Annotated in this window: 20 protein-coding genes; 7 read left to right on the top strand and 13 right to left on the bottom strand. The window is 64.8% G+C overall.

What is annotated here, in order from left to right:
- Positions 1–174: 174 nt before the first annotated feature.
- The 3 genes from ACN0SE_RS18520 (at position 175) to ACN0SE_RS18510 (ending at position 1,735) form a co-directional block, all read left to right on the top strand.
- A complete protein-coding gene (locus tag ACN0SE_RS18520; protein ID WP_417526014.1) occupies positions 175–501 on the top strand; it encodes a hypothetical protein in 327 nt (108 codons plus the stop codon).
- A gap of 112 nt (positions 502–613) precedes the next feature.
- On the top strand, positions 614–1,213 hold the full coding sequence (locus ACN0SE_RS18515; RefSeq protein WP_417526013.1) for a BON domain-containing protein: 600 nt from the start codon (positions 614–616) through the stop codon (positions 1,211–1,213).
- Positions 1,214–1,570: 357 nt separating this feature from the next.
- Positions 1,571–1,735, top strand: coding sequence for a hypothetical protein (locus tag ACN0SE_RS18510; RefSeq protein ID WP_417526012.1), 165 nt, complete (start codon positions 1,571–1,573; stop codon positions 1,733–1,735).
- Between the two features lie 11 nt (positions 1,736–1,746).
- Here the strand turns inward: ACN0SE_RS18510 and ACN0SE_RS18505 are convergent, their stop codons facing one another.
- Both ACN0SE_RS18505 and ACN0SE_RS18500 read right to left on the bottom strand, forming a co-directional pair.
- Positions 1,747–2,226: a sigma-70 family RNA polymerase sigma factor gene (locus ACN0SE_RS18505; protein ID WP_417526011.1), complete on the bottom strand. Its 480-nt coding sequence runs from the start codon at positions 2,224–2,226 to the stop codon at positions 1,747–1,749.
- Between the two features lie 476 nt (positions 2,227–2,702).
- Positions 2,703–3,602 carry an MBL fold metallo-hydrolase gene (locus ACN0SE_RS18500; protein ID WP_417526010.1) on the bottom strand — a complete coding sequence of 300 codons (900 nt, stop codon included), beginning with the start codon at positions 3,600–3,602 and terminating at the stop codon, positions 2,703–2,705.
- 345 nt (positions 3,603–3,947) lie between these two features.
- Here ACN0SE_RS18500 and ACN0SE_RS18495 point away from each other — a divergent pair, with 345 nt between their 5' ends.
- A complete protein-coding gene (locus ACN0SE_RS18495; RefSeq protein ID WP_417526009.1) occupies positions 3,948–6,425 on the top strand; it encodes an NAD-dependent epimerase/dehydratase family protein in 2,478 nt (825 codons plus the stop codon).
- An 11-nt stretch (positions 6,426–6,436) separates the two neighbouring features.
- Here the strand turns inward: ACN0SE_RS18495 and ACN0SE_RS18490 are convergent, their stop codons facing one another.
- The 5 genes from ACN0SE_RS18490 to ACN0SE_RS18470 all read right to left on the bottom strand — a co-directional run bounded on the left by ACN0SE_RS18490 (position 6,437) and on the right by ACN0SE_RS18470 (position 10,641).
- Positions 6,437–7,843: a dihydrolipoyl dehydrogenase gene (locus ACN0SE_RS18490; protein ID WP_417526008.1), complete on the bottom strand. Its 1,407-nt coding sequence runs from the start codon at positions 7,841–7,843 to the stop codon at positions 6,437–6,439.
- A gap of 34 nt (positions 7,844–7,877) precedes the next feature.
- Positions 7,878–8,063: a PLDc N-terminal domain-containing protein gene (locus ACN0SE_RS18485; RefSeq protein WP_417526007.1), complete on the bottom strand. Its 186-nt coding sequence runs from the start codon at positions 8,061–8,063 to the stop codon at positions 7,878–7,880.
- 87 nt (positions 8,064–8,150) lie between these two features.
- Positions 8,151–9,890, bottom strand: coding sequence for a sensor histidine kinase (locus ACN0SE_RS18480; protein WP_417526006.1), 1,740 nt, complete (start codon positions 9,888–9,890; stop codon positions 8,151–8,153).
- Positions 9,887–10,441, bottom strand: a complete 555-nt coding sequence (locus tag ACN0SE_RS18475; RefSeq protein ID WP_417526005.1) for an RNA polymerase sigma factor — start codon at positions 10,439–10,441, stop codon at positions 9,887–9,889. The genes ACN0SE_RS18480 and ACN0SE_RS18475 overlap by 4 nt, the downstream gene beginning before the upstream one ends.
- Complete coding sequence (locus ACN0SE_RS18470; protein ID WP_417526004.1) at positions 10,438–10,641, bottom strand: NepR family anti-sigma factor; 204 nt, start codon at positions 10,639–10,641, stop codon at positions 10,438–10,440. Before ACN0SE_RS18470 ends, ACN0SE_RS18475 begins: the two co-directional genes overlap by 4 nt.
- 85 nt (positions 10,642–10,726) lie before the next feature.
- Here ACN0SE_RS18470 and ACN0SE_RS18465 point away from each other — a divergent pair, with 85 nt between their 5' ends.
- Positions 10,727–11,545, top strand: coding sequence for a response regulator (locus tag ACN0SE_RS18465; protein ID WP_417526003.1), 819 nt, complete (start codon positions 10,727–10,729; stop codon positions 11,543–11,545).
- A gap of 35 nt (positions 11,546–11,580) precedes the next feature.
- On the opposite strand, the gene ACN0SE_RS18460 is transcribed toward ACN0SE_RS18465, so the two are convergent.
- Together ACN0SE_RS18460 and ACN0SE_RS18455 are read right to left on the bottom strand one after the other, a co-directional pair.
- A complete protein-coding gene (locus tag ACN0SE_RS18460; protein WP_417526002.1) occupies positions 11,581–11,784 on the bottom strand; it encodes a DUF1328 domain-containing protein in 204 nt (67 codons plus the stop codon).
- 235 nt (positions 11,785–12,019) lie between these two features.
- The gene (locus ACN0SE_RS18455; protein ID WP_417526001.1) at positions 12,020–12,199 is read right to left on the bottom strand and encodes a NepR family anti-sigma factor; all 180 of its coding nucleotides are present in this window, start codon (positions 12,197–12,199) and stop codon (positions 12,020–12,022) included.
- Between the two features lie 204 nt (positions 12,200–12,403).
- Between ACN0SE_RS18455 and ACN0SE_RS18450 the strand changes: the two genes are divergently transcribed.
- Positions 12,404–12,991, top strand: a complete 588-nt coding sequence (locus ACN0SE_RS18450) for an exopolysaccharide biosynthesis protein (protein ID WP_417526000.1) — start codon at positions 12,404–12,406, stop codon at positions 12,989–12,991.
- Between the two features lie 111 nt (positions 12,992–13,102).
- The gene (locus tag ACN0SE_RS18445; RefSeq protein ID WP_417525999.1) at positions 13,103–14,278 is read left to right on the top strand and encodes a PRC-barrel domain-containing protein; all 1,176 of its coding nucleotides are present in this window, start codon (positions 13,103–13,105) and stop codon (positions 14,276–14,278) included.
- A 584-nt stretch (positions 14,279–14,862) separates the two neighbouring features.
- Here ACN0SE_RS18445 and ACN0SE_RS18440 read toward each other — a convergent pair.
- Genes ACN0SE_RS18440 through ACN0SE_RS18425 form a run of 4 tightly spaced genes read right to left on the bottom strand, consistent with a single transcriptional unit; the run spans position 14,863 to position 18,142 of the window.
- Entirely contained in the window at positions 14,863–15,831 is a 969-nt protein-coding gene (locus tag ACN0SE_RS18440) for a YihY/virulence factor BrkB family protein (RefSeq protein WP_417525998.1), read from the bottom strand.
- Complete coding sequence (locus ACN0SE_RS18435; RefSeq protein WP_417525997.1) at positions 15,824–17,110, bottom strand: DUF3618 domain-containing protein; 1,287 nt, start codon at positions 17,108–17,110, stop codon at positions 15,824–15,826. Before ACN0SE_RS18435 ends, ACN0SE_RS18440 begins: the two co-directional genes overlap by 8 nt.
- Positions 17,100–17,498 (bottom strand): phage holin family protein, encoded by a 399-nt coding sequence (locus ACN0SE_RS18430; RefSeq protein WP_417525996.1) that lies wholly within the window; start codon positions 17,496–17,498, stop codon positions 17,100–17,102. Before ACN0SE_RS18430 ends, ACN0SE_RS18435 begins: the two co-directional genes overlap by 11 nt.
- On the bottom strand, positions 17,495–18,142 hold the full coding sequence (locus ACN0SE_RS18425; protein ID WP_417525995.1) for a hypothetical protein: 648 nt from the start codon (positions 18,140–18,142) through the stop codon (positions 17,495–17,497). The genes ACN0SE_RS18430 and ACN0SE_RS18425 overlap by 4 nt, the downstream gene beginning before the upstream one ends.
- Between the last annotated feature and the right edge of the window lie 273 nt (positions 18,143–18,415).

Below are 18,415 nucleotides of genomic sequence, written 5' to 3'. Positions count from 1 at the left end.
CTGGCGCGACGGAGCGAGGCGGGCGGAGGGGTGCGGCCTGGGACATGTCAGGGGAACCCGCCCGGGCAGGTGCTTGTTCCGTCGCGCGCGGGAACATTGCGCGCGCTTGCACGTTGACATGGCGGACCCATTCATCACTGGCAGAGGTGCGGCATGGCACATTTCGACAGAACAATGAGCGATAAGAGCGCCCGCGCGGATGCCGCCGGGGCCGCCCGCCTGCGCCACGCCATCGATCATGGCGGCGCCGGCGACAAGGTGGCCTTTCCCGATCCGGCCGCCGCACCACTGGGCACCGATGACGAGGCCGCCGGCCATCCGCCGACCCGCGCCCAGGTGCGCTATGCCGAAGCGGTCGAGCTGAGCCGCGCCAGGCCTGTCAGACGCCGCCCGCCGCTGCGCCAACGCCAGGTGCGGCAGCTGAACTGGCGTCCGGCCATGCTGGCCGGCCTGATGGTGATGTTCGGCCTTGTGCTGACACTGGCCTTCGGCGCCGCCTGACGCCGGAAAAGACTATCAGGAACAAAGCGCCCTGCCATCTGTTTCCTCGGAACCTGCCCCGCCAGACGCCCTGTTGCTTTGGCGGGCACGACAATCCGAAAGGAGCGAAGTTATGGCAAGACACGACACTGACATGACCGAGCAGGAAGCGCGCGACGAGCTCTACCGCCGCAACCATTCCCGCCGCGACGACCGCGATCCCTATGCCCGCGGCGCCGAAGGCTGGTGGGTGCCGCCGGGCTATGGCATGGCCGCCATGGCGCCGCAGATGTACGCCGCCCCCTTCATGCCGCCGATGCGCCGTGGCACCGGCTACGACCCGCATGCTGCCCCCGAGGCCGCCGACCGGCGCTATTATGGCCGGCAGGATCATCACGAGCGGGACTTCATGGACAAGGCCGGCGACGAGATCGCCTCGTGGTTCGGCGACAACGCCGCCGAGGCGCGGCGCGAGGCCGACCACCGGGGCCGCGGGCCGAAAGGCTATGCACGCTCTGACGCACGCATCGAGGAAGACGTGAACGACCGCCTGACCGATCACCCCGGCGTCGATGCCTCCGAAATCGAGGTGACGGTGAAGGACCGCGAAGTGACCCTGAACGGCACCGTCGACAGCCGCCGCGCCAAGCGCATGGCGGAAGATTGCTGCGATCACGTCAGCGGCGTGACCCACGTGCAGAACAACCTGCGCATCCAGCCCCGGTCACTGTGAGTTACCGGCGGGGCGGCACCCTCGTGCCGTCCTGCCCCGATATCTGTCCGGCCGCTCCTTGTCCCTTGGCGGCGACAGATAAGCCCGTCCTTTGATGCCCTTCTCGGGCGGGCTATTCCTGGCTGGCGTGAACCGCGCCAGCCAGGCTTTTTTCCGCGGTGCGAATCCGCGCCGCCAGCCAATCCCTTGAAAATCCGTCCAGTGTGACCACGGCACCGCGTGAGGTCCGTCAACGCCCGGCAAACGGGCGGATTGCTTGTGCCCTGCGGCACTGGCGGCTACCGTGAATTGACATTTACCGGGTGGCGGGGCTAGCAGACGCAAACCGTCGCATTTCGCACCGCCAAAGGGCATGCAATGACACAACGTGACAACCTGCCCGAGGACGACGCCGCGCTTGATGCGGAATTGCGCCGCAAGCTCGAGGAATTCCAGTCGGAAGAAACCCCCGAGCGTCTGGTCGAACTGGCGCGCGAGCTGCAGCGGATGCTGCGCGAACGCAGTGCCAAGAGCTCTGACTGAGCCTTGCCAGATTATTTCCTGGGGCGTTCGACGCCGTCGGGCTCGTTGCCTTCCAGCGCTTCCATCAGCATCTTGCGGGCGCGGTTGACCCGGCTTTTCACCGTGCCGACCTCGACATCGCAGATTTTCGCCGCCGTCTCGTAGCTTTCACCCAGCATTACCACAAGGATCAATGTCTCTCGGTAGTGGTCGGGCAATTCGGCGACCTTGTCCATCATCTCGTGTCCGCGCAGGGTCCATTCCTGGGTGGCGGGCACCGAGATCGTGTCGGCAATGCAATCCTCGGCCCCGGTCTGCATCCGGGCCGAGCGCTTGGCACCATTGAGAAACGTATTGCGCATGATGGTCATCAGCCAGGCACGCAGATTGGTGCCCGACTGATATTGATCGAACTTGTCGATCGCTTTCACAAGCGTGTCCTGAACCAGGTCGTCCACATCCTCGTGGCGGCGCGTCAACACCCAGGCGTAAGCCCGAAGAGCCGGGATCATTTCGACAATGTCTTCCTTGGCTCTCATAACCTTCCCCGAACACACAACAAGCCTCATCCCACCGGACACCGATGAGGGTGTCACTGGTCCGACGTGGTCTTGCTACCTAAAGACGTGTTTGGCGCGCAGGGGCTGAAAGATCAGCGGTTCTGCAAGCGGCGGAGCCTTGGCCCGCGCCATGCGCCGATGTCACATCGACTGGCTCAGAGGACAAAGCCCACGATTGCCAGAACGATCACGACCAGACCAACGATGTAGATGATATTGTGCATTTTGTAGTCTCCCTTTGAGGTTAGCGGCCCTTCGACCCTCTGAATTCCCAACGCAGCCCGAAGTGAAAAGGTTCCTTGATCTCGCGCTGTATCAGGGGTTTGTCACCTTTCTGCCCGGTCGCGCCGGGCGGATCGGTGACGCAGGACTGGACCGGAGGCCTGGGAGGGCCCCCGGTGCGTCATTCTTTTGGAAAGCGCGTCTGGTTACAGCCGGTTGGCCGGGATCTTGAAATAGACGTTGCCGTCATCCTCGGCGGGCGGCAGCCGACCGCCGCGCAGGTTGACCTGCAGTGCGTGCAGCATCCGTTCGGGCAGCGATAGCGTGGCATCACGCTCTTCGCGCTTCTTGACATATTCCTGCTTCGAGACGCCGCCACCGATGTGGATGTTGTCTTCGCGCTGCTCCTTGACCGTGCTTTCCCAGGCCGGCTCTTCGCGGTCGTCACTGCCGTAGTCATGACCGATGAAGATCCGGTGATCGTCGGGATGGTCGAGCAGGCGCATCAGCGTGTCATAGAGCTCGGAGGCCGAGCCGCCGGGAAAATCGCATCGCGCAGTGCCGGCGTCTGGCATCATGAAGGTGTCATGCGCAAAGATCGCGTCGCCGATCACGTAGCTGATCGAGCCGAGCGTATGGCCGGTCGACAGCAGCACCTTGCAGTCCAGCTCGCCCAGCTTGAACGTCTCGCCATCGGCAAACAGCCGGTCGAAATCGCGCTCGGGGTGGAAGGCATCGGGTAGGTTGTAGAGATCGGCCCAGAGCTCGGCGATCTCGTGCACCTTGTCGCCGATTGCCATCGGCGCGCCGGTCTTCTGCGCCAGAAAATAAGCCGCCATCAGGTGGTCGGCATGGGGATGGGTGTCGAGGATCCATTCGAGCGACATCTCGCGCTCCTTGATCTGCTTGAGCGCCCATTCCGCGCTGTCGAACCGGGTGCTGGCGTTTTCCGGGTCGAACTCCTGCACGATGTCGATCAGCGCCGCCTTCTTGGTGGCGGGATCGATGCAGATGTATTGGCAACTGCCGGTGTCGGGTTCGTAAAATCCGATCACGTCGGGGCTCCCCTTGCCCCGCGACGGGCTGAGCTTGTGCTGAAAGGTCATGAGGGCCTCCTGAAATGTTCGAGGTTGTACCAGATCACGCGCCTGTCGCGCGGATAGCCGGAGGCCGCTTGCCGGACAAGCGCCCTGTCACGGTCTCCGGTCAGAGATTACCGGCCGCCGTTCTGGCGGACCTTGGCCGGGATCATGACGGCGGTGACAAAGAGCGTCGCCGTCAGCATGGTCGAAATCAGCATCAGACTGTCCATGGGTCTCTCCTTTCACCGGGCCAACGCGCCCCCGCGCCCGCCGGTTCCCTCGCCCGGCCCCCTTTCAGGGGGAACAGAGCCCTTGGCGGGGCGTTGGCCCGGTGACGCGCAGCACAACCAAAGGCCGAGGGGAGTAGCCGTGACCGAGCCCGACAAACCGACCGTCCTGATCACCGGTGCCGCCGGCCGCATCGGCCGCGCCCTGACCGAGAAGCTCTCGGATCGCTACAACGTGCTGGGCCTCGACCTGCCCGACAATGCCGAGGGCGAACACATCTTCGGCTTCGACATCACCGACGAGGGGTCGGTTCTGCAGGCCATGGAGCAGGTGCGTGAGGCCAGTGGCGGCAGGCTGGCGGCGGTGATTCACCTCGCCGCCTATTTCGACTTTTCCGGCCGCGAAAGCCCGATGTACGACAAGGTCAACGTTCAGGGGACGCGCAACCTTCTCAAGGGGTTGGAGGGGCTCGAGGTCGCGCATTTCATCTATGCCGGCACCATGCTGGTGCACGCCCCCGGCCGACCCGGCGAACGCATCTCCGAGGCCACGCCGTTGGCCCCCGGCTGGGCCTATCCCAAGTCCAAGGCCGAGACCGAAGCACTGATCCGCGATCTCGCGCCGAAGACCAACCCCGGCATGTCGGTGCTGCTGCTGCACTTGGCGGGGCTTTATGACGACAAGACCGCGGTGCCGACGCTGAGCCATCAGATCGCGCGAATTTACGAGCGCCACGTCAAGTCGCATGTCTATGCCGGCGACACCCAGGCCGGGCAGGCCTTCATCCATCTCGATGACATGCTCGATCTCTTTGCCAAGGCCGTCGACCGGCGCGACCGGATCGAGGGCGTCGAGGTTGTGCTGGCCGGCGAGCCCGACGCGGTAAGCTACGCGCGGCTGCAGGACGAGATCGGCGGGCTGATCCACGGCGAGGACACTTGGCGCACGCTGACGCTGCCCAAGCCGATCGCCAAGCTGGGGGCCAAGGTCGAGGTCGCGGCGGAAAAGCCGATTCCCGATGCGCTCGACGAAGGTGAAAAGCCCTTCATCCGGCCGTTCATGATCGAGCTCTCATCGGATCACTACGCGCTCGACATCTCGCGCGCGCAGGAGCTGCTGGACTGGACGCCGAAGCACAACATTCTCGACGGGCTCAAACCCATGGTGGCGGCGCTCAAGGCCGATCCGGTGGACTGGTACCGCGCCAACGGCATTACCACGCCGGTCTGGCTGCGCTCGGCCAGGGAGGCTGGCGCCGATTGCGAAGCATTGCGGGCTGCCCATGAACAGGACTACCGCAGGCAGCACCGCGCCAACCTCTGGGCACATTGGGCCAACTTCGGTCTGGGGCTCTGGCTGCTGACCTCGCCGCCGCTGCTGGGCTATGGCGACAGCTGGCTGGCGGTCAGCGACGTGATCGCCGGGCTGGCGCTTTGCCTGCTGGGCCTGATCTCGCTGTCCTGGCAATGGCCGCATGCGCGCTTTGCCGCCGCCGCCGTAGGCTGCTGGATCATGTTCGCGCCGCTGGTCTTCTGGACGGAAAACGGCGCGGCCTATGTCAACGCCACGCTGACCGGCTTGCTGGCGGTGGGCTTTGCCCTGGGCCTGCCCCCTGCCCCGGGCGTTTCGCCCGCGGCCTCGCAGACCGGGCCGGTGATCCCCAAGGGCTGGAGCTATTCGCCCTCGGACTGGTTCCAGCGGCTGCCGGTGATCCTGCTGGCGGTGGTGGGCCTGCTGGTCTCGCGCTACCTGACGGCCTATCAGCTGGGCAGCATCGACAGCGTCTGGGAGCCGTTCTTTGCCGGAAGCGAGCCGGGCAAGAACGGTACCGAACAAATCATCACCTCGGAGGTGTCAGAGGCCTGGCCGGTGCCCGACGCCGGGCTCGGCGCGTTGACCTATGCGCTGGAGATCCTGGTCGGGCTGATCGGCTCGGCCAAGCGCTGGCGGACGATGCCCTGGCTGACGGTGCTCTTCGGCGTGATGATCGTGCCCTTGGGCGCGGTGTCGATCTTCTTCATCATGATCCAGCCGATCGTGATCGGCACCTATTCGACGCTGGCGCTGATCGCAGCCGGGGCGATGCTTCTGCAGATCCCCTATGCCGTCGACGAGATCGTGGCGACGATCCAGTTCCTGATCCGCCGCCACCGCGCTGGTCGGCCCTGGCTGCTGGTGTTCTTTACCGGTGACACCGACGAGGGCAGCGGCACCCTGAACGCCGCACCCTTCGAGCGCCCGCCCAGCGCCATCCTGCGCGACATGCTGACCGGCGGGGTCACCCTGCCCTGGTCGCTGGCGGCGTCGATCGGCGTGGCGCTCTGGCTGATGCTCTCGCCGCTCTACCTGAGCTGGGACAGCCCGGTCGCCCCGGCGGTCCACATCTGCGGCGCGCTGGCGCTGACCGTCTCGGTCACGGCGCTGGCCTCGGTCATGCGGTTGGCGCGGGGGTTGAACGTGATCATCGGGGTGGTGCTGATCTTCGTGCCCTTGGTCACCGGCGGCACCTGGATGGCCTATCTGACCTGCATCCTCGCCGGTCTCCTGCTGATCGGGCTGGCGGTGCCGCGCGGTCCGATCGGCGGCAGCTATGGCCCGATGGACGCCTGGATTAGGTAGCGCGCAGGGGCCTACAGCCCCTGCAACGCATCGTCCTCGCGGATGTTCGGCCCGTCGCGGCCAGAGGCCTTGCAAAGCGCGCGCAGCGCCGGTTTCAGACCCTCTTCGAGCGTCGGATGGTAGTAGGGCATGCTCAGCAGGTCGTTCGCCGTCATGCCGCATTCCAGCGCCAGCGCCAGCAGATGCGCCAGGTGCCCGCCGTCCGGCGCACAGAGGCTGGCGCCGGTCAGCAGCCCGTCGGACCGCCGCGCATAAATCCGGCAGAGCCCGCCCAGGCGGTGCTCGACCCGCGCCTTGCCCTGATCGTCATAGGGCGCATCGGCCGAGATGTGATCGGGATCGTCGGGCTCGGGAATGGTGCCGACCTCCGCCGCCTCGGGCCGCGAAAACGTCAGGACAAAGGGCACGAGGCGGGTGAATTGCTTGATCTCGGGACAGGTAACGGCGTTCTTGCCGGCGATCCGGCCTTCGTGCGACGCCTCGTGCAGCAGCGGCCGGTCCTGGTTGGCGTCGCCGGCGATGAAGATCGCCGAGGTGCCGCAGCGCAGGGTCTGGGGGTCGAACTCGGGCGTGCCGCGATCGTCGAGCGCGATGCCGGTCTTCTCCAGGTCCAGCCCGTCGAGGTTGGGCGGACGCCCCACCGCCAGCAGCAACCGGTCGAAGCGCCGGCTCTGGCCGTCCCAGCTGACCTTGACGCCCGTCTCGGCCGGCGTGACCTCGGGCTCGGTGCCGAGATAGAGCGGCAGTTCTGCGGCCAGCAGGTCGCGCAGGGTGTCGCTCACCGCTTTGTCTCGCAGCCCGGCGACGCCGTCGCCCTTGTCAAAGACGGCAACCTCGACGCCGAGGCGATGCAGGGCCTGGGCCAGTTCGATGCCGATGGGACCGGCGCCCAGCACGGCGACCGACCGGGGCAGGTCATCCATCTCGAAGATGTTTTCGTTGGTCAGGAGATGGTCGGACACCGCCTCGAAGGCCTCGGGCACCGCGGCGGAAGAGCCGGTGGCGATCACTACCGCCCGCGCCGTCACCCGGCGACCGTCGTCCAGACGCAGCGTGTCAGGTCCGTCAAACCGCGCGCGAGCCTCGATCCTGACGTTCTTTGGCAAATCGGCGATGCTGTCCTTCACGCCACCGACAAAGCGGTCGCGCAGCGCCCGCACCCGGCGCATCACTGCCTTGCCGTCGATCTCGGGCGTGGCGGAGATGCCGAAGACCTCGGCCTCGCGCACCGCGTGGGCGGCGTCGGCGGCGGCGATCAGCACCTTGGACGGCATGCAGCCGTTGCTAGCGCAGGTGGTGCCGCTGAAGCTCGGATCGATCAGCAACGTGCTGGCGCCGGCGGCGCTGGCGCTGCGCTGCGCGGCCAGCCCGGCGGTGCCGGCGCCGATGATGGCCACGTCACAGGTAAGCTCGGTCATGGCTGCCTCTTGTCGGGTCGGGCCGGGGCCCGCGTCACGTGCGCGCCGATCTCGGGCCGAAGATGAGCCAGAGGATGAAGCCGAGGAGCGGCAGCAGCAGGATCAGCAGGACCCAGAGCACCTTCTTGCCGGTCGAGGCGCGCGAGCCCACGACCGAGACGATGGCCCAGACGTCGAGCACAAGCAGAATGAAGCCGCCAATTCCGGTAATCTCTGTCATGATGGGTCCCTTCCCGTGGTGATGCCCTGCCGAACGAACGCCCGGGTCGCTCGGCAGGTTCCCGCTCGGGTCGGAAAGTTTTCCCGCCTAGTCGTCGGGTTCCTTGTGCCAGGCCAGCGGGAAGGTGACATGCAGTTCGAACCGGGTGTCTTCCTGCACCGTCTCGAGCGTGCCGTTCAGCTGGATGACAAAGGTCTCGATCAGCCGCGAGCCGAGGCCGGTGCCCTCTGGCTGGACGCGCTCGCCCTCGTGCTTGACCCGCGAATTCACCACGCTGAGCTGGATCGTGCCGGGCACGGTCTCTTGCAGGGCGATGTTGATCCAGGCGCCCTGGGTGTCCTTGTCGACATCGCAATGCTTGACCGCGTTGATCGCGGCCTCGGCCACCAGCAGCGACAGCGGCACCGACTGGTCTGGCGAGATCTCGATCGGGTCGAGCTTGGTCGAGACCGCGATGCTGTGACCGGCCTCGTCGAGCGAGCCCAGCGCCACCTGCTGTTCGATGATGTCCTCGAGCAGCTTGTCGGCCCGCACCATCGACAGCTTGCGCGCCATGTAGAGGTAGCGGTGGATCGCCGACAGCGCCATCACCCGGTCCTGCACCCGCCGCAGCAGATGCTTGGCCCCGGGGTTCGAGGTGGCGCGGATTTGCATGTTCATCATCGAGGCGATGAGCTGCAGGTTGTTCTTGACCCGGTGGTGCACCTCGCGCAGCAGAACGGTCTTTTCCTCGAGGTCCTCCTGCCGCCGCCGGTCCTGTTCGCTCAGCCGTTCGGTCATGGCGCGGAAGGCATCGGCAACATATTCGACCTCGAGCGGCGGGCTGTCGAGCCGGGCATTGGCGAAATCGGTCTGGCCTTGGGCATAGAGCCGCATCCACGACCGCAGTCGGCGGATGTGGCGGATCACCAGACGATGCACGCCGACATAGGCCACAGCGATGGCAATCACCCAGATGAAGATCGGGAAATAGAGCGCCAGCGTCTCGGCGTAATTGGTCACCAGCAGGCCCTGATGGCGCGGCGCCCAGCTGCCCAGCACAAAGACCGCATCCTCGACAATCGGCGCCACGGCGAAATCGCGCAGGTCGCCGGCGCGGTTGTGGCCCCGGAAGGTGTGGCGGCCGCGCTGGGCCAGCTCATCCAGAGCACCTTCGGTGGGCAGCACGCTGCGGCGGTCGTCGGTGAATTCCTCGGTGGCCAGAACCTCGCCGCCGGGCTGGAACAGCACCAGCTCGACATCCGGCGCGGCGCGGCGCAGGGCGGCGTTCAGGTCGACCAGCGGCACCGAAACCCAGACCGTGCCGCGAAATACGCCGGATTCCATCACCGGCACGGTCACGTTCAGCGTGGCCCGGCCAGCCAGAAAGCCCAGCGAGCGAACAAAAAGACCGGGCGCCGGATTGCGCAGCTCGGTCTCGAGCGCGGTTATGCCGGCAGGATCGAGGGTAGGATCGGAGCTGCACATCAGCCCCTGACGATTGTCGACATAGCCGGCGAAGATGAAGTCGCGGTTCTGCGCCACGATGCGCGCCAGCACGGCGTCGCAGGTCTCTGGCGTCTCGCGCACCACCGGCATGGTGACGCTCAGCGTCTCGGCAGTGCTGGCCGCGGCGCTGATCACGTTGCGCGCGACCGAGACCGCCTGCTGGGTCTCTTCGAGCAGCGCCGAGCCCGACAGGCTCTGGCGCTCCTCGATGAGCTTGTAGGTCTGGTAAACGGAAATGAGCCCGAGCGGAAGGATCGCCAGGCTCAATACAAAGGCAAGCTGAAGGGCCAGCCCGGGCCGTTTGAAACGGCGCCGTGCCAGCGAACTGGTTTCACTCATGCAGCAGGTTTCCCGGTCACCACAGCGAGCGTCGCCGCATCCGTGATCTCGAAATCGTCGTCATCATCGAGCTCCATCAGCTCTGCAAGCCGCTTGCGCGCCCGGTTAGTACGGCTCTTGATCGTGCCGACCGCGCAGCCGCACATTTCGGCTGCATCCTCGTATGAAAACCCCTCGGCGCCGACGAGGATCAGCACCTCGCGCTGTTCGTCGCTCAGCTTGGCAAAGGCGACATGGAAGTCGGCCATCGCCAGGTGACCGTCATGCGCCGGTTTTTCCGACAGCTTTCCGGCCATGATGCCATCAGGGTCTTCGACCTCGCGCTTGCGCTTGCGATAAAGTGAATAATAGGTGTTGCGCAGGATGGTGAACAACCAGGCGCGCAGGTTGGTTCCCGTCTTGAACTTGTCAAAGTTCGACCAGGCCTTGACCACTGCGTCCTGCACCAGATCGTCTGCTGCTGCACTGTTGCGTGTCAAGCTCATGGCAAAAGCCCGCATGGCGGGAAGATGCTCTACAAGCTCGTCTCTCGGGTCCTTGGTCTGGGTCACGCGTCACCTTCAGGCTGCGGCGCCCCGGTTTTGGCTTCTTCCTGCTGACGCAGTTTTTCGAGAAGCTGAGAGAAACGATCTGGCAGAGGTTCTTCCGACAGGTCCGAGTAGACGCGCCGCAAGTTTTCATCGATTTGCCGATCAAGCTTGGTTGTTTTGCTGTTATTTGCCATCATGCCCTTCAGAATAATCGTCCCCACGTGGATGCATTTTCGCACCTAGGCTGGAACATAACATCGAGTTATGCGTTTTTGTTCCCAGCGCATCAAATTTTTCGAGGACCACATGACTGAAAGCCACACCCAGACCGACGTGACCGGGCAGATCGCCACCGAGTTGCCGTACCTGCGTCGTTATGCACGGGCGTTGACCGGAAATCAGCAGACTGGCGACCATTATGCCGCGGCGACGCTCGAGGCGTTGCTGACTGATGACAGCGTTCTCGAGGGCGCGCAACACCCCAAGGTGGCTTTGTTCAGAACCTTCCATGGCATCTGGGCATCCTCCGGCTCGCCGGTCGAAGAGATCGACGAAGACAGCTCGCCCGAAGCGCGTGCGCAATGGCGCCTCTCCGGCCTGACGGCCAACACCCGCGAGGCGCTGCTGCTCCATTCGATCGAGGGCTTCTCGATCCCCGACATCGCCTGCATTCTCGACGTGTCAGAGGAAGAGGCCGCCGAACTGGTGGTGATCGCGCGCAACGAAATGTCCGGCGTCATCCGCGGCCGTATCCTGGTGATCGAGGATGAGGCGATCATCGCGCTCGACATCTCGGCCATCGTCGAGAGCATGGGCCACATGGTTACGGGCAATGCCCGCACCCGCGACGAAGCCATCGCGCTTGCGCGCCGCGATCCGCCCGACATGGTGCTGGCCGACATCCAGCTGGCCGACAATTCCTCGGGTATCGACGCGGTCAACCATATCCTTTCGGAGTTGGGCGAAGTGCCGGTTGTCTTCATCACCGCCTTCCCCGAGCGTCTGCTGACAGGCGAACGGCCGGAACCGGCCTTCCTTATTGCCAAGCCCTATACCGAGGAGCAGGTGCAATCGGCGGTCAGCCAGGCGATGTTCTTCTCCAGTACCCAAACGCTGAAAGCGTAACACCTACCTTTACCTTGCAAGGCGTCCTGACCCGGTCAGGACGCCTTTTTTTCGTCGCTGGCGGTGCGGCTGCGGCTGCGGTTCCGGATGACCCGCAGGATCAGCGCCAGCACGAAGAACCCGCTGAAGAGGTAGAACAGGACCTGGGCGACGGCCGTCGAGGCCGAAGGATGGGCGCCAAAGCCGAACAGGCCCGCGACCACCGCCACGATCAAAAACATCCACGCCCAATACAACATGGACCTCTCCTTCCTCACTTGCGGGTAACTGCTTGATAAACAGTCAGGTGGTGGCAAGTGTTCCGAGAAGAGGCCAGGGCTCTGCGCGATCTGCACGAGACCGGCGGGTCATTCCGAAATGTCTGGGGGGGGGGAGGTCGGGCGGCGGTGCGCCCCCGGGGCCGCAGCCCACCGGTGGCTCACCGGCGCGCTCTGGCAATTTCAAAGGACAGGATCGGGGGAAGAGACGGCCGGCTCAGTGCTGGCGGGCCGCCTCTTTCTCGCGCAGCTTCTCCAGAAGGTGCGCCATACGGTCAGGCAGCTTGCTCTGGCAGGGCTGACTGTAGATACGCATCAGGTTGGTATCTATCTGGCTCTGCAGCCACTCCTCTTTATCGTAGTCTTTTTCTGGCATTTTGATATTCCACGGCTTCATTCTATCTCTCTTGCTCAGGGGCTAAACAGCACAGCCTCCGGGTTGTTCCATCGACGGGCGGATGACCGCTCGTCGTGGGCCTGTGCGACACTTCCGCAACAGCTGTTTTTCGCCACCCGGGAACCTTCTCCGAAACAGAGGGAACAATGACCCGGTCGCCGGGTTGGCCCGGCAGAAGGGACACCCCCCAGGAGGTACAGGCAGGTGACGGCACGGCAGCCCAGAACCCTCGGTGAACTGGCAGACAGCATCCTGTCGGTCAGCGACCGCGAGAAGGTCTCGGTCGAGACCATCGTCGATGCGGTCGGCCAACGCAGCCTGTTGCCGCTTCTGCTGGTGCCGGCGCTGCTTTGCGCGACGCCGCTGTCGGGCGTTCCCGGGGTCTCGATGGTCTGTGGCGTGGCGATTGCCATCATCTCCTTTCAACTGCTGATCAGCGTCGACGAAGTCTGGCTGCCGAAACGGCTGCTGCGGCAGAAGGTCGACGGCAAGGCACTGACCAAGGCGCTGAAGTCTTCGCGCTCGGTGATTTCCTGGGTTGACCGGCATACCCACAACCGTCTTTCGGTGCTGTTTCACCGGCCATTGATATACCTTCCGGTGATCCTGAGCCTGATCTCAGGGGCGCTCATGCCCTTCCTCGAATTCATCCCGTTTTCGTCCTCGGTGGCGGCCATCGGCGTCAGCCTTCTGGCGCTGTCATTGCTGACCCGGGACGGGGTTTTCTTCCTCCTCGCGCTGGTGCCATATGCCGGGCTCGGCTGGCTGATCGGCGGGCGACTTCTGGGATAAAATGGCCCGCCCGCCAGGGCCGAAACCGACATTCAACAAGACCGGAGGGATCGCCGATCAGGCGGTCCTTCAGTCATGTCCACCAGATTGAAACCAAAGAATTAATGCCAGATGAACGCCTGGCCGGCGACACGAAAAAACTTTGTCGAATTTCGCAGTTTTCTTTCAACTTTCGGGAACCTGTCTGCAGGGCGCACGTTTGTCCATCAGGCGCGCAGCAGCGCTCCACATGGTTCTTACAAGGAGACCGAGATTATGAAACGGCTTTTGATTTCCACTGCCCTCGTTGCAGCGACCAGCGGCACCGTCATGGCACAGGAAAATGACGGCATGTTCCGTGCCGAAACTGACCCGAACGCAATCCATGCCTCCGACTTTATTGGTATGCGTGTGTACCGCGCAGAGAATGATGCCGAGTCGGTGGAAGGGCTGCAGGATGACTGGGACGACATCGGTGAAATTCACGACATCGTCCTGACCCGCGAAGGCGAGGTCGACTCTGTTCTCGTCGATATCGGCGGCTTCCTCGGCATCGGCGAAAACCGCGTTGCCGTCGACATGGGCTCTGTCCGCTTCGTGTCGGACGACGCCACCCCCGATGACACCAGCGACTTCTTCCTGGTCCTGAACGCCCCTGTTTCGGCCCTGGAAGAAGCACCTGCCTACCAAGGCATGATGCGCACCGAAGGTGACGCCGAGATGGAGGCCGAAACCGAAGCGGCCGAGACCGAAGCCAACGTCGAAGCCGAGATGGAAAAGGCCGAGACCGAAGTCGAAGGCGAAGTGAAAGAGGCCGAGGCTGAAGTCGAGACCGAAATGAAGGAAGCCGAGGCCGAGGTCGAAGGCGAAATGAAAGAGGCCGAAGCCGAAGTCGAAGGCGAGATGAAGGAAGCCGAAGCCGAAGCCGAGGTCGTCTCGACCCAGGTTGACGCCGAAGTGAACGAAGAGATGAACGAAGGTGTGGGCTACGGTGCCGGCCTCGTCGAGCGCGAAGGCTATGCCAACGCCCCGATGGAAGAACTGACTTCGGAAAACCTCACCGGCGCTCCGGCTTATGACAGCAACGACGAGCGCATCGGCGAAGTGTCCGAGCTGATCCTGACCGACGGCGGCGAAGTCAAATCGGTGATCGTCGACGTAGGCGGTTTCCTCGGCCTCGGCGAAAAGCCGGTCGAGCTGGAACTGTCGCAGATCGACATCCTGCGCACCGACGATGGCGGCGACATCCGCGTCTACATCTCGATGACCGAGGAAGAGCTCGAAGCAATGCCGGATTACGAAGGCTAAACTTCACTCACCAGTCTAACGGAAAAGCCCGCCCCTTGGCGGGCTTTTTCTTATGCGAGGGTAGGCAACGTGGGTTGAGGTTAGACCCCCAGACGCTCAATGACCGCTTGTCTGGTTACCATCACTCTAGCGGCAGAAAGGCTCTTTCACGCACACCCGTCTCAACCCTATCCATCAGAGCCTCGCCACCCTGCGCGATGTCGCCGCGTCTCTCAGCGCCACATTGAAGCAACTCTGCCAGCAACTGGCCATCCGCGCCCTCCCGGCAATCCCCACCCACAAGTTCACAGACCGCGAAAGGAAGGCCCACATAGAGTCCCGTCCCTCCCCGACTGACTCGCCTACGCCTCTATTGCTTCCTCTTGCCGAAAATACCCTTGGGGGAGTCCTCGCCCCGCGAGGACGGGGGCAAAGCCCCCCACCCCCCTCCGCCACAGGCACAACGCCCCCATCAAAGACCACCCACCGCCCGTCCGCACGAACGCGCCAGCCGATCGAAAGCTGCCAGAAACCCACTGCCCGAACAAAAAACGCCGGAGCCCGAAGGCCCCGACGTTCCAGCTTCTCAAATTCCGGCCTGACGCTCAGGCGTCGCGCGTCTTCGGCTGCGTCCCGCCGGCCAGTTCGTTGGCCTTGACCGCGCCGCGCATGCCCAGCGGCATCCCGGGGCCGGTGGTGGTGTCGGGGCGGACCTGGGCCTCGGCCTCGGCGTTGATCTCGGCGCCAAAGAGCAGCACGTAGGAGGAGATCCAAAGCCACATCAGCAGCACGATCACCCCGGCGAGTGTCCCGAAGCTCTCGTTGTAGCTTCCGAAGTTCTCGACATAGACCGAAAACCCGTAGGACGCCGAAATCCAGGCGACGCAGGCCAGTACGGCCCCGGGCCAAAGCCAGATCCAGCGCGCCGACTCGCGGTCGGGCGCGGTGCGATAAAGCACGAGGATGCCGCCGATGGTCATTGCCAGCAGGATCGCCCAGCGCGACATGCCGATGATCATCTCGGTCAGCGGGCCGAGCGAGACGATCGACAGTATACCGGGCAGGATCAGCGCCGCGCCCAGACCGGCGATCAGGCCGACCAGCAGGATGAAGGTCAGCCCCAGCTTGGTCAGGGTCAGCTTGATGAAGCCACGGGTCTCGGGCTCGTTATAGGCGACGTTCATGCCTTCGATCAGGCTCGCCACGCCCTTGGACGCTGAATAAAGCGCCACGGCGATGCCGAAGACGGCAGCAAGTCCCAGACCGCCCTCCTGGCTGCCAGCGACCTCGATGGCCTGGCCCAGGACGATCTCGGCCACGTTCTGTGGCATGAAGGCGGTCACCGTTTCCAGCTCGCCGGTGAATGTTTCGGGGTCGAAGATCAGCCCGGAAATCGCCATCAGCGCGGTAATTGCCGGAAACATCGCCAGCAAACCGTAAAAGGCCACGCCGGCCGCAATCAGGCCGACGTGGTCCTCGTTCACCTTGCGCCAGGCGCGCAGGAAGATCATTTTCCAGCCGCGCAACGGAATGTCGCGCGGCCGGGTGGCATTGCGGCCAGGGACCTCAGCCATCGGCTCCGGCCTTCGGCTTGCCGAGGTCTTCCTCTTCCGCCTTGGACTTGGCGGCATCGGCGACGCGCTTGCCGGCGTCACGAACCTCGTCAGCGGCGGCCTCGATGGCCGATTTGCTGCCGGGGGCGGCACCGTCAATGGCGTCGCGCTTTTCCTCGGCGATGGTCTTGGCCTCGGAGAGTGCGGCCTGCGCCACGCGCTCGGCCTTTTCACGCTCTTCCTGGAAGATGCGCTCGGCCTCGTCGAACAGCTCGTCGCGGGTCTGGCCCAGCAGCTCGTCTTCGCGGCGGGTGCGCGGCAGGGCGCCGGCAAGGGCCGCACCGACCGCAAGGGCAATCGCACCGGCGACCAGCGGCTGGTCCTCGATGAACTCGGCCGTGGCATCGCGTCCGCGCGCGTATTTCTCGCGGGCGGTCTCGTCGGCACGGCGGGCCACGTCGAGCGCACGGGCCCGGGCGGTGATGATCCGCTCGCGGGCGGCTTCGCTCATGTCCTCGGTGCCACGGGCCAGACGCTCGCGGGCCCGGGCCATGCGGTCGGCGGTGCTCTGGGCGGCGCGGCTGACGCCATCCCTGGCGCTGCGGGCGCCATCGGCGACGGCAGACCCGGCAGCGCTGGCACCGGAGCCGACGGCCCCTGCGGCAGAGCGCGCACCGGAGCTCACCGAACCGGCGGCAGAGCTGGCACCCGAGGCCACGCTCGAGGCACCGCTCTTGACGCTGTCACGGGCCGAGCCTGCGGCATCGGCGGCGCGTTCGGTCAGCGAGGGGCCGTCGTCGTCACGGCCGTGCCAATCGTCGTCCCATGCGTCCTCGTCGAGGTCGTGACGCGCCCAGTCGGGATAGCCCGAATAGGTCGAGCCATAACGCGCCTCGCGCTCCGAGGTGGTGCCGTAACCGGCGCCGGCATAGCGGTCACGCCCGGCGAACTCGCGGGTCGGACCGGCGGCATAGCCCAGCTCGCGGCGGTCGTGGTTGCTGCTGTGGTGGGTGACGCCGTTGTGGCGCACCTCCTGTGCCGGATCGTTGTGCGAACGGCCGAACATCAGCCAGGCAAGGCCGATCCCGGTCACGGCCAGCGCCACGGGGTTCTGCTTGGCCGAGCGGGTAACCGCTTCGCCGAATTCGCCACCGTGGCGGCGGAACCCGTCGGTCAACTCGCGGATCACGGCCTCTGGCGAGAACTTGTCCTGCAGCGCATTGACGGTATTGGCGAGCTCGGCGCGTTCACGTTCGATATCGCGCTCGATCTCATCGGGGGTACGAGGATCATTTGACATTTGCGGCTCCTTTGACGGCTTCGACATCGCGCTGCACATTGGCCGCGGCGCGGCTCGGAGCGATGCTGCTCAGTTTGAGATCGTTGAGGCCCTTCTGGACGAAGAAGTAGGCGATCGCGGCCAGTACGACGCCGACGAAAAAGGCCGCCCAACCGGCATCCATACCGGCCTCGGTCAGACCGGCGACAATCGCGCCGACCAGCACGTTCAGCGCCGTCAGGGCGACCACCAGAGCGGCCACCAGAAGGCCGATGGCGGTGCCGGCGCGGCGCAGGTTCTGATCGATCTCGGCTCGGGCCAGATCGACCTCGTTGCGCACCAGCGAGCTGACATGCGTCATTGCATCGCCCAGCAGGCTGGAGGTGCTTTCATTCGGTGACTTGTTCATGATGTCTCTCCTTTGCCGCTGTAGGCCGCACCGGGCGTTCTGCCGCCGGTGCTGGCGGTGGTGGAACCGGTGGCGCCTGTGGGGCTGACGCCGCCGGGCGAGGTGCTGGCGCCGGTCGTGGGCGAAACCCGCGGTGCGCCCGAGCCAGCGTGCTGACCGGAGCCGTAGTAGGGCTGGGCGCCGCGGATGCGGTCTTCGCGGTCATCGCTCATCCGCGAGCGGCGCGAAGCCTTGGCCATGCGGACGCCGGCAAAGCCCAGAAGCGCCGCGCCACCGAGAAAGGCCATCGGGTTGCGGCGGGCGAAATCGCCCAGCTCGTCGACCATCTGGCCCAGGTCCTTGTCACGGACGGTGTCGGCAAATTCGGCCAGCGACGACGCCGCTGCCCCGAATGTGCGTTCCTGGGGCGAACCGCCCCGCAGTTCTTCGGAGGCCTTGCGCAGCGCACGGGAGACCGAGGAGATTTCGTCGGCCACACCTTCCTTGGCGGCGTCGGCCCGGGCATGGGCTTCGCCCACCACGGTGTCGCTCACGTCGCGGACGGTATTTTCGGCATCCTTGCGCAGGGTGTCGGCTTGGGACTTGGCAGCCTCGGCGCCGCTTTTACGCGTTCCGGTTGTGCCTTCGTATTGCGTGGTACTCATGATAAATCCTTTCGGCAGGGGTCACAGAACAAAATTCACGATCGCGAGAACGATGACGATCAATCCGACGAGGTAGATGATGGCATGCATGACTGCCTCCCTTGGTTGCTTGGCCAGTGGCCGTCTCACGTCTCAACACGGTTTGATCAGCTTTGTTCCGTTGTTTCGGGAACCTTTGCGCCGAAGTCGGGAAGCTTGAGGGACAACAAGGGATTGGTCGCCACGCCGCGTGCCGTAACGTGACAGCGCGCGCAGACGGGCGGTCCGGCGTCA

The organism is Marinovum sp. (assembly GCF_048263515.1).
Taxonomy (GTDB): Bacteria; Pseudomonadota; Alphaproteobacteria; order Rhodobacterales; family Rhodobacteraceae; genus Marinovum.
The sequence above is the reverse complement of the archived record's forward strand: the minus strand, read 5'-3'. Positions and strand labels throughout refer to the sequence as shown.

Coding starts and splice junctions, on each gene's coding strand:
- ACN0SE_RS18425 (WP_417525995.1), bottom strand. CDS start 18,142: ATGAGTACCACGCAATACGAAGGCACAACCGGAACGCGTAAAAGCGGC.
- ACN0SE_RS18435 (WP_417525997.1), bottom strand. CDS start 17,110: ATGTCAAATGATCCTCGTACCCCCGATGAGATCGAGCGCGATATCGAA.
- ACN0SE_RS18515 (WP_417526013.1), top strand. CDS start 614: ATGGCAAGACACGACACTGACATGACCGAGCAGGAAGCGCGCGACGAG.
- ACN0SE_RS18490 (WP_417526008.1), bottom strand. CDS start 7,843: ATGACCGAGCTTACCTGTGACGTGGCCATCATCGGCGCCGGCACCGCC.
- ACN0SE_RS18500 (WP_417526010.1), bottom strand. CDS start 3,602: ATGACCTTTCAGCACAAGCTCAGCCCGTCGCGGGGCAAGGGGAGCCCC.
- ACN0SE_RS18510 (WP_417526012.1), top strand. CDS start 1,571: ATGACACAACGTGACAACCTGCCCGAGGACGACGCCGCGCTTGATGCG.
- ACN0SE_RS18430 (WP_417525996.1), bottom strand. CDS start 17,498: ATGAACAAGTCACCGAATGAAAGCACCTCCAGCCTGCTGGGCGATGCA.
- ACN0SE_RS18480 (WP_417526006.1), bottom strand. CDS start 9,890: ATGAGTGAAACCAGTTCGCTGGCACGGCGCCGTTTCAAACGGCCCGGG.
- ACN0SE_RS18520 (WP_417526014.1), top strand. CDS start 175: ATGAGCGATAAGAGCGCCCGCGCGGATGCCGCCGGGGCCGCCCGCCTG.
- ACN0SE_RS18455 (WP_417526001.1), bottom strand. CDS start 12,199: ATGAAGCCGTGGAATATCAAAATGCCAGAAAAAGACTACGATAAAGAG.
- ACN0SE_RS18440 (WP_417525998.1), bottom strand. CDS start 15,831: ATGGCTGAGGTCCCTGGCCGCAATGCCACCCGGCCGCGCGACATTCCG.
- ACN0SE_RS18485 (WP_417526007.1), bottom strand. CDS start 8,063: ATGACAGAGATTACCGGAATTGGCGGCTTCATTCTGCTTGTGCTCGAC.
- ACN0SE_RS18505 (WP_417526011.1), bottom strand. CDS start 2,226: ATGATCCCGGCTCTTCGGGCTTACGCCTGGGTGTTGACGCGCCGCCAC.
- ACN0SE_RS18465 (WP_417526003.1), top strand. CDS start 10,727: ATGACTGAAAGCCACACCCAGACCGACGTGACCGGGCAGATCGCCACC.
- ACN0SE_RS18445 (WP_417525999.1), top strand. CDS start 13,103: ATGAACGCCTGGCCGGCGACACGAAAAAACTTTGTCGAATTTCGCAGT.
- ACN0SE_RS18460 (WP_417526002.1), bottom strand. CDS start 11,784: ATGTTGTATTGGGCGTGGATGTTTTTGATCGTGGCGGTGGTCGCGGGC.